Consider the following 8,973-nt stretch of genomic DNA (forward strand, 5'->3'; position numbering starts at 1 on the left):
GCCTGAGACGCTGCGGGCAGGTTGCAACGGCGCGTCTCATTGAATGGGCCATGGTGGCCTGGCCGCGACTGCGGGCAGCTGCTCTGGATCAAGGCTTTGCCGGGTTTATCGACAGATTGGCACAGGCCGTGCTGAGAGCCTTGCAGCTGGCCTGATCCAGCCTTTTGTGTGTCGAGACAACCTGGAGAACAACAAGATGTCCACTCACCTGTCCACCGATCAACTGCTTCATGCCTACACCGTGATGCGCACCATCCGTGATTTCGAAGAACGCCTGCACGTGGAATTCGCCACCGGCGAGATCCCTGGTTTCGTGCATTTGTATGCCGGCCAGGAAGCCAGTGCCGCCGGGGTCATGGCCCACCTCAACGATGAAGATTGCATCGCCTCCAACCACCGTGGCCACGGGCATTGCATCGCCAAGGGCGTGGATGTGTTCGGCATGATGGCCGAGATCTACGGCAAGAAAACCGGAGTGTGCGGCGGCAAGGGCGGCTCCATGCACATCGCCGACCAGGAGAAGGGCATGCTCGGCGCCAACGGCATTGTCGGCGCCGGTGCACCGTTGGCAGCCGGCGCGGCCCTGGCGGCCAAGCTCAAGGGCAGCGCGGGCGTGGCGGTCGCATTTTTTGGCGACGGCGGCTCCAACGAGGGCGCGGTGTTTGAAGCGATGAACCTGGCATCGATCATGAACCTGCCGTGCCTGTTCGTGGCCGAGAACAACGGCTATGCCGAAGCCACCGGGTCAGGCTGGTCGGTGGCCTGCAAGGACATTGCCGAGCGCGCCGTGGGCTTTGGGATGCCGGGGGTGATCGTCGATGGCAACGATTTCTTCGCCGTGCACCAAGCCCTTGGCGTCGCCGTAGAGCGGGCCCGCAGCGGCAGAGGGCCGACCTTGGTGGAAGTCAAACTGAGCCGCTTCTATGGCCACTTCGAAGGTGATGCGCAAACCTATCGCGGCCCGGATGAAGTGAAAAACCTGCGGGAAACCGGCGACTGCCTGAGCCTGTTTCGCCAGCGCTGCACCGCAGAAGGCTGGCTGGACGCGGCGCAGTTCGAGCGCATCGACGCCGAAGTCGCGCTATTGATCGAAGACGCCGTGCGCCTGGCCAAGTCCGATCCCAAACCCCAGGCCGCCGACCTGCTCAGCGACGTCTACGTCGCCTACCGCTAATCGCCACCCACTACAAAAACAATCCGTGGAGAAGTCATCATGGCTCGAAAAATCAGCTATCAGCAGGCAATCAACGAAGCCCTGGCCCAGGAAATGCGCCGCGACCAGAGCGTGTTCATCATCGGCCAGGACGTGTCCGGCGGCACCGGCTCGCCGGGTGAGCAGGACGCCTGGGGCGGCGTGCTGGGTGTCACCAAAGGCCTGTACCCGGAATTCCCCGACCGCGTGCTGGACGCGCCACTTTCCGAAGTCGGCTACGTGGGCATGGCCGTCGGCGCGGCCACCCGCGGCATGCGCCCGGTGTGCGAGTTGATGTTCGTCGACTTTATCGGCTGCTGCCTCGACCAGTTGCTCAACCAGGCGGCGAAGTTTCGCTACATGTTCGGCGGCAAGACCACCACGCCGTTGGTGGTGCGCGCCATGTACGGCGCCGGCCTGCGTGCGGCGGCCCAGCATTCGCAGATGCTCACCTCGATGTGGACCCATATCCCCGGGCTCAAGGTGGTGTGCCCGGCCACGCCCTATGACGCCAAGGGCATGCTGATCCAGGCGATCCGCGACAACGACCCGGTGATTTTCCTCGAACACAAAATGCTCTACAGCCTCCAGGGCGACGTGCCGGAAGAGCTGTACACCGTGCCGTTCGGCGAGGCCAATTTCGTGCGCGAAGGCAACGACGTGACCCTGGTGACCTACGGGCGCATGGTGCATGTCGCCCTGGAAGCGGCGGCCAGCCTGGCGCGCCAAGGCATCGACTGCGAAGTGTTGGACCTGCGCACCACCAGCCCGCTGGACGAAGACAGCATCCTCGAAAGCGTGGAAAAAACCGGGCGCCTGGTGGTGATCGACGAGTCCAACCCGCGCTGCTCCATCGCCACGGATATCAGTGCGTTGGTGGCGCAACGGGGGTTCCGCTTCCTGCGCGCACCGATCGAAATGGTCACCGCGCCCCACACGCCGGTGCCGTTCTCTGATGCCCTGGAAGACCTGTACATCCCCAACGCAGCGAAGATCGAAGCGGCCGTGCTGAAGATCGCCGACAAGAGGAACGCCGCATGATCCACACACTGACCATGCCCAAGTGGGGCCTGTCGATGACCGAAGGCCGGGTTGATGTCTGGCTCAAGCAGCCGGGCGACCGGGTGGAGAAGGGCGAAGAAGTGCTGGATGTCGAGACTGACAAGATCTCCAGCAGCGTCGAGGCGCCGTTCAGCGGGGTGCTGCGGCGGGTGTTGGCCCACAGCGATGAGACCTTGCCGATAGGGGCATTGCTGGCAATCGTGGTGGAGGGCGAGGCCAGCGAGGCCGAGATTGATGCGGTGATCGAGACGTTCCAGGCCGGGTTCGTTTCCAGTGCCGCCGAGGCGCAAGCCAGCGGCCCGTCGGCGCAAAAGGTCGAAGTGGGCGGGCGCCTGCTGCGCTATCTGGAGTTGGGGGAGGGCGGCACACCGCTGGTGCTGGTGCATGGTTTTGGTGGCGACCTGAATAACTGGCTGTTCAACCACCCGGCGCTCGCGGCTGAACGGCGGGTGGTTGCCCTGGATTTGCCGGGGCATGGCGAGTCGGGCAAGTCCCTGCAAACCGGTGATCTTGATGAGCTGAGCCAGGCGGTATTGGCGCTGCTGGATCACCTGAAGATTGACCGCGTGCACCTCGCCGGGCATTCCATGGGTGGGTTGGTCTCCCTGAACATCGCCCGCGTGGCACCGCAGCGTGTGGCTTCCCTGACCTTGATCGCCAGTGCCGGGTTGGGGGCGCAAATCAACGCTGATTACCTGCAAGGCTTTATCGAGGCGAGCAACCGCAATGCGCTCAAGCCGCAGCTGGTCCAACTGTTCAGCGACCCGGCGCTGGTCACCCGGCAGATGCTGGAGGACATGCTCAAGTTCAAGCGGCTGGAGGGTGTGGATCAGGCACTGCGCCAGATCACCGGGACGTTGTTCAGCGGTGGTCGGCAGTTGGTGGATCTGCGCAGTGTGGTGGGGCAGCAGCCGAGCCTGGTGATCTGGGGCAGTAAGGATGCAATCATCCCGGCGGGCCATGCCCAAGGGTTGGAGGCTCAAGTGGAGATACTGCCGGGGCAGGGGCATATGGTGCAGTTGGAGGCGGCGGAGCGGGTGAATCAGTTGATGCTGGCGTTTCTCAAAAAATATTCCTGAAAAATAAGGGCGCTTTTGTGGCGAGGGGGCTTGTCCCCCGTTGGAGTGCGAAGCGCTCCCGCTTTTTTTTGGGGCCGCTTCGCAGCCCAACGGGGGACAAGCCCCCTCGCCACAGAAATCCCATCATCAGAAGGTCAGCGGTGTTTTTGGTGGCGCTTCAGGGTCTCGCTCGGCAACTCCTGAAACAACGCCCGGTAACTGTTGGAAAACCGCCCCAAATGCCAGAACGACCAGTTCATCGCCACCTCGGCCACGGTGGTGTCCGCTGACGGTGGGTTCAGCAACTCCCGCCGTGCACTGTTCAGCCGGCGCAACCTCAACCACTGCGCCGGACTCATCCCGGTATACGTCTTGAACCCATGCTGCAACTGGCGCAACGGCACCCCGGCGATGCGCGCCAGTTCCAGCAGGTTGACCGTTTCATCCGGCACATCCGCCGCCCATTCGCCAATGCGCGCCATGAGGGTTCGCTCCTCGGTACGCCGCTGCAATGAGCCCTGGTCCAGGCACACGCAGGCGTTGTCGAGGATGAACAGGCAATCGTCCAGCAACTGTTGAGTGAGGGCATCGCGGCTCGGCGGGTCAAGCGTCGCCGACAGTCGCGTCAGCGTGCCGCTGAGCCAGCGGCTGAACAACGGGTTTTGCAGGGAGTTGAGCGGGGCCATGAACAACCCCTCCAGCTTTGCCACGTCCAGGCCATGGCGCTGGACAAACTGCGGCCCGAATACCACGGCCACTTCGCGGTAGTTCTCCGGGGTGATCCAGGTGTTGCGGCTCTCGCCATTGAGCACATACAGCGCGTTATCGCTGCCATCGAAACAGAACGCCAGGGAGCCCGGCGGCGCATTGAAATTCTGCTCCACCCGGGTGTTCATCCGCTCTTCATACACCTCGACACCTTGCAGGTCGAGGTAGCGAATCTGCCCGGCAAAATGCCCCGGGGACATCTGCTGGTACTGCTGCACCCAACCGGGTGTCGCACTGCATTGAGCGACCACATCACCGGTGGTGAAGGCCTGTACGCGCAAAGCTGTTGCCTGTGTCATGGGTAACCTGGGCGCACTCTATTGGTGCGTTGTGGTTGGTACAAAGTGGATAGATGCCGTTGGACGGCTGGCCCAAGATAGACCTCAATGCGCCGCGAGGGAAGCCCGTCGGCGCATCATCCAACCCATGACGAGGTCCTTATGAACGCCCCCTTCGATCAGCTGTCCGCCTGGCTGAAAGAACACAAGATTACCGAAGTCGAATGCGTGATCAGCGATTTGACTGGCATCGCACGCGGCAAGATTTCGCCCACCAACAAGTTCCTGCATGAGCGAGGCATGCGCCTGCCGGAAAGTGTGTTGCTGCAAACGGTAACCGGGGACTTTGTCGACGATGACATCTACTACGACCTGCTGGACCCGGCCGACATCGACATGATCTGCCGCCCGGTGTCCAACGCCACCTACGTGGTGCCGTGGGCCATCGAGCCCACCGCCATCGTGATCCACGACACCTTCGACAAGCAGGGCAACCCCATCGAATTGTCGCCGCGCAACGTGCTGAAAAAGGTCCTGCAGCTCTACACCGACCAAGGCTGGCAGCCGATTGTCGCACCGGAAATGGAGTTCTACCTGACCCAGCGCTGCGAAGACCCGGACCTGCCGCTGAAGACCCCGCTGGGCCGTTCCGGCCGTGCCGAAAGTGGACGCCAGTCGTTCTCCATCGACGCCGCCAACGAATTCGACCCGCTGTTCGAAGACGTCTACGACTGGTGCGAAGCCCAGGGCCTGGACCTCGACACGCTGATCCACGAAGACGGCCCGGCGCAGATGGAAATCAACTTCCGCCACGGCGATGCCCTGGACCTCGCCGACCAGATCACCGTGTTCAAACGCACCCTGCGCGAGGCGGCGCTCAAGCACAACGTGGCGGCCACCTTCATGGCCAAGCCCGTGGCCGACGAGCCCGGCAGCGCCATGCACCTGCACCAGAGCGTGGTGGAGATCGCCACCGGCAAGCAGGTGTTTGTCGATGAGCACGGCAACAAGAGCCAACTGTTCCTGAACCACATCGGCGGCTTGCAGAAGTACATCCCCAAGCTGTTGCCGATGTTTGCGCCCAACGTGAACTCATTCCGCCGCTTCCTGCCGGACACCTCGGCACCGGTCAACGTCGAGTGGGGCGAAGAAAACCGCACCGTCGGCCTGCGGGTGCCGAGTTCCAGCCCCGACGCCATGCGCGTGGAAAACCGCCTGCCGGGCGCCGACGCCAACCCTTACCTGGCCATTGCCGCGAGCCTGCTGTGCGGCTACCTCGGCATGATCGAAAAGGTCGAGCCCAGTGCGCCGGTGGAAGGCCGTGCCTATGAGCGCCGCAACCTGCGCCTGCCGATCACCATCGAAGACGCCCTGGCGCGCATGGAAGAGTGCGACACCGTCAAGCAGTACCTGGGGGACAAGTTTGTACGCGGCTACGTCGCGGTCAAGCGGGCCGAACACGAGAATTTCAAGCGGGTGATCAGTTCCTGGGAGCGTGAGTTCCTGTTGCTGAGCGTCTGAGAAACCACACTAAAAAAACCAAAGGGGTGTCGATATGCGTCTGGTGAAAAAGCTTCTCCCGCTGGCCTTGGCGGCGTTGTTCAGCAGCGCGGGCCACGCCGCGCAGACGGTCAGTGTGTACAACTGGACCGACTACATCGGTGAGACCACCTTGGCCGATTTCCAGGCCAAGACCGGGATCAAGGTGATCTATGACGTGTTCGACTCCAACGAAACCCTGGAGGGCAAGCTGCTGGCCGGCCGCACCGGCTACGACGTGGTAGTGCCGTCCAACCACTTCCTGGCACGCCAGGTCAAGGCCGGGGCATTCCTGAAACTGGACCGCTCGCAGTTGCCCAACTTCAAGAACCTCGACCCCAAACTGCTCAAGCTGCTGGAGAAAAACGACCCGGGCAACGAGCACTCGGTGCCGTACCTGTGGGGCACCAACGGCATCGGCTACAACGTCGACAAGGTCAAGCAGGTGCTGGGCATCGACCATATCGACTCCTGGGCGGTGCTGTTTGAACCGGAGAACATCAAGAAGCTGCATGAGTGCGGTGTAGCGTTCCTCGACTCGGCGGACGAACTGTTCCCGGCGATCCTCAACTACATGGGCAAGGACCCGCGCAGCGAGAATCCCGAAGACTACAAACAGGCTGAAGCCAAGCTGCTGACCTTGCGGCCGTACATCACCTACTTCCATTCCTCCAAGTACATCTCGGACCTGGCCAACGGTGACATCTGCGTGGCCTTCGGTTATTCCGGCGATGTCTTCCAGGCCGCCAACCGCGCCAAGGAAGCCAAGAACGGCGTGAACATCGCCTACTCGATCCCCAAGGAAGGCAGCAACCTGTGGTTCGACCTGCTGGCCATCCCGGCAGACGCCGCCAACCCGAAAGCGGCCCACGCCTTTATCAACTACTTGCTGGACCCTGAAGTGATCGCCAAGGTCAGCGCCAGCGTCGGCTACGCCAATCCGAACCCGGCGGCCAAGGCCTTCATGGCGCCGGAACTGGTGAACAACCCCGAGATCTACCCGTCCCAGGAAGTGCTCGACAAACTCTACATTTCCACCACCCCGACGCCTGCCGTCATGCGCTTGATGACGCGGTCCTGGAGCAAAGTGAAGACCAACAAATGAACCGTTCCCCGTCCGACCACGCCCGTTCCTATTACCTGGCTTCGGCCAACGCCATGCCCCGGCGCCCAGCGCTGGGGGCTGACCTGACGGCCGATGTGTGTGTGATCGGCGGTGGATTCACCGGGGTCAACACCGCCATTGAATTGGCCCAGCGCGGGCTGTCGGTGGTCCTGCTGGAGGCCCGTCGCATCGGCTGGGGCGCCAGCGGGCGCAATGGCGGGCAGTTGATTCGCGGGATCGGGCATGACGTGTCGGGCTTTGCCAAATACGTGGGCGAGGAGGGTGTGCGTTACCTGCAACAGGCCGGGATTGATTCGGTGGTGCTGGTGGGCGAGCGGATCCGCGAGCACGGGATTGACTGCGACCTGCGCTGGGGGTTTTGTGAGTTGGCAAATACGCCGGCGCAGTTCGCGGCGTTTCAGGGGGAGCTGGAGAGCCTGGCTGCCTTGGGGTATGCGCCTGAAACGCGGTTGGTGGCACCGCAGGATATGGCGCAGGTCGTGGGCTCAAGTGTGTATGCCGGTGGCCTGGTGGACATGGGCTCCGGGCATTTGCACCCGCTGAACCTGGTATTGGGGGAGGCGGCGGTAGCCGAATCACTCTGTGTGCGGATCTTTGAAGACAGCCCGGTGCTGGAGTTGATTCATGGTGAGACGGTGCAGGTGCGCTGCGCGTCTGGCACCGTGCGGGCCGGGAGCCTGGTGCTGGCGTGTAATGCGCATCTGGAGGAGCTGGAGCCGAAGTTGAGTGGCAAGGTGTTGCCGGCGGGGAGCTACATCATTGCGACTGAGCCGCTGCCGGTGGAGGTGGCCAACCAGTTGATCCCGCAAAATCTTGCTTTGTGTGATCAGAAAGTGGGGCTGGATTACTACCGGCTTTCGGCGGATCGGCGGTTGTTGTTTGGCGGGGCTTGTCATTATTCGGGGCGTGATCCGGTGGATATCGCGGGGTATATGCGGCCGAAGATGCTCAAGGTTTTTCCGCAACTGGTGGATACGGCGATTGAGTTTCAGTGGGGGGGGAAGATTGGGATTACGGCTAACCGGTTTCCGCAGGTGGGGCGGTTGAAGCAGCATCCGAATGTGTTTTATGCCCAGGGGTATTCGGGGCATGGGCTTAACGTGACGCATTGGTGTGCGCGGTTGTTGGCGGAGGGGATTCAGGTGGGGCAGAGCCGTGGGCTGGATATTTTCAGCCAGGTGCCGCATATGACTTTCCCGGGGGGGAAGGTATTGCGTTCGCCGCTGCTGGCGTTGGGGATGTTGTGGTATCGGGTGCGGGAGATGGTGGGGTGATTGATTGTGTACATATCCGTTTCTTCGGTAACGGCGGCTTATGGTTTCGCTCTTACAGCGACTCACTTTGGAAGAGCCCCAAAGTAAGCAAAGGGCTCTGCCCCGCCTGTCGGCACCTCGCCCAGGCTCGGTGTTCCCTCACTCCGGCATTGCTCCGCGGGCCGCCGCGACGGGGCGTCCCTGCCCCGTCGCGGCTAAACCGGCGTCCTGCCGGTTTACCCGCTCCTCAATCCCTGCGTTCGGCCTCGGGCTTATTGGGGCAGTCAGAGCCAGATCAAGATCAAAAGCAAAAGCACAGCGGCCTACAGGCCGGCTTGAGTGGTAGAAGCCGGATCAAAAGCCAAAGCGAAAACAGAGCTGCTTTTCTGTGGGAGCTGGCTTGCCTGCGATGCAGACACCTCGGTTTTTCAGGTACACCGAGGCGATGCTATCGCAGGCAAGCCAGCTCCCACATTTGACCGTGCCCGCTGTAGATTTTGATTTTGATCTTGCCTTTGCTTCACACCACTCAAGCCGGCCTGTAGGCCGCTGTGCTGTTGATCTGCTTTTGATCTTGATCTTGGGCGCCCCGTTAAACCACGCTGGCCGAACGCAGGTAGTACGGAGCGGGTAAACCGGCAGGACGCCGGTTTAGCCGCGACGGGGCAGGGACGCCCCGTCGCGGCGGCCCGCGGAG

Annotated in this window: 6 protein-coding genes and 1 pseudogene; 6 read left to right on the plus strand and 1 reads right to left on the minus strand. The window is 62.3% G+C overall.

The annotated features are described in order from the left end of the window. Positions 1 to 196: 196 nt before the first annotated feature. The 3 genes from P3C29_RS29535 to P3C29_RS29545 are packed head-to-tail and all read left to right on the plus strand — an operon-like array spanning position 197 to position 3,333. Positions 197 to 1,174 (plus strand): thiamine pyrophosphate-dependent dehydrogenase E1 component subunit alpha, encoded by a 978-nt coding sequence (locus P3C29_RS29535; RefSeq protein ID WP_275966110.1) that lies wholly within the window; start codon positions 197 to 199, stop codon positions 1,172 to 1,174. Between the two features lie 39 nt (positions 1,175 to 1,213). Continuing rightward, a complete protein-coding gene (locus tag P3C29_RS29540) occupies positions 1,214 to 2,233 on the plus strand; it encodes an alpha-ketoacid dehydrogenase subunit beta (protein ID WP_275966111.1) in 1,020 nt (339 codons plus the stop codon). After that, positions 2,230 to 3,333 carry an acetoin dehydrogenase dihydrolipoyllysine-residue acetyltransferase subunit gene (locus P3C29_RS29545; protein WP_275966112.1) on the plus strand — a complete coding sequence of 368 codons (1,104 nt, stop codon included), beginning with the start codon at positions 2,230 to 2,232 and terminating at the stop codon, positions 3,331 to 3,333. Before P3C29_RS29540 ends, P3C29_RS29545 begins: the two co-directional genes overlap by 4 nt. A gap of 134 nt (positions 3,334 to 3,467) precedes the next feature. Here the strand turns inward: P3C29_RS29545 and P3C29_RS29550 are convergent, their stop codons facing one another. Continuing rightward, positions 3,468 to 4,379: a helix-turn-helix domain-containing protein gene (locus P3C29_RS29550; RefSeq protein WP_029616086.1), complete on the minus strand. Its 912-nt coding sequence runs from the start codon at positions 4,377 to 4,379 to the stop codon at positions 3,468 to 3,470. A 141-nt stretch (positions 4,380 to 4,520) separates the two neighbouring features. On the opposite strand from P3C29_RS29550, the gene P3C29_RS29555 reads away from it, so the two are divergent. The 3 genes and pseudogenes from P3C29_RS29555 to P3C29_RS29565 form a co-directional block, all read left to right on the plus strand. After that, positions 4,521 to 5,879, plus strand: a complete 1,359-nt coding sequence (locus P3C29_RS29555) for a glutamine synthetase family protein (RefSeq protein ID WP_003219154.1) — start codon at positions 4,521 to 4,523, stop codon at positions 5,877 to 5,879. A gap of 34 nt (positions 5,880 to 5,913) precedes the next feature. Next, positions 5,914 to 7,002 carry a polyamine ABC transporter substrate-binding protein gene (locus tag P3C29_RS29560; RefSeq protein ID WP_003219153.1) on the plus strand — a complete coding sequence of 363 codons (1,089 nt, stop codon included), beginning with the start codon at positions 5,914 to 5,916 and terminating at the stop codon, positions 7,000 to 7,002. Further along, a pseudogene (locus P3C29_RS29565) lies at positions 6,933 to 8,297 on the plus strand (FAD-binding oxidoreductase); the annotation flags it as partial. The gene P3C29_RS29560 and the pseudogene P3C29_RS29565, both read left to right, overlap by 70 nt. Positions 8,298 to 8,973: the final 676 nt, after the last annotated feature.

Origin of the sequence: Pseudomonas sp. 1912-s (assembly GCF_029269205.1) — a bacterium.
Classification (GTDB): domain Bacteria; phylum Pseudomonadota; class Gammaproteobacteria; order Pseudomonadales; family Pseudomonadaceae; genus Aquipseudomonas.

Excerpts from the sequence above, each read along its gene's own strand:
- P3C29_RS29535 (WP_275966110.1), top strand. The coding sequence starts at position 197 with ATGTCCACTCACCTGTCCACCGATCAACTGCTTCATGCCTACACCGTG.
- P3C29_RS29540 (WP_275966111.1), top strand. The coding sequence starts at position 1,214 with ATGGCTCGAAAAATCAGCTATCAGCAGGCAATCAACGAAGCCCTGGCC.
- P3C29_RS29545 (WP_275966112.1), top strand. The coding sequence starts at position 2,230 with ATGATCCACACACTGACCATGCCCAAGTGGGGCCTGTCGATGACCGAA.
- P3C29_RS29550 (WP_029616086.1), bottom strand. The coding sequence starts at position 4,379 with ATGACACAGGCAACAGCTTTGCGCGTACAGGCCTTCACCACCGGTGAT.
- P3C29_RS29555 (WP_003219154.1), top strand. The coding sequence starts at position 4,521 with ATGAACGCCCCCTTCGATCAGCTGTCCGCCTGGCTGAAAGAACACAAG.
- P3C29_RS29560 (WP_003219153.1), top strand. The coding sequence starts at position 5,914 with ATGCGTCTGGTGAAAAAGCTTCTCCCGCTGGCCTTGGCGGCGTTGTTC.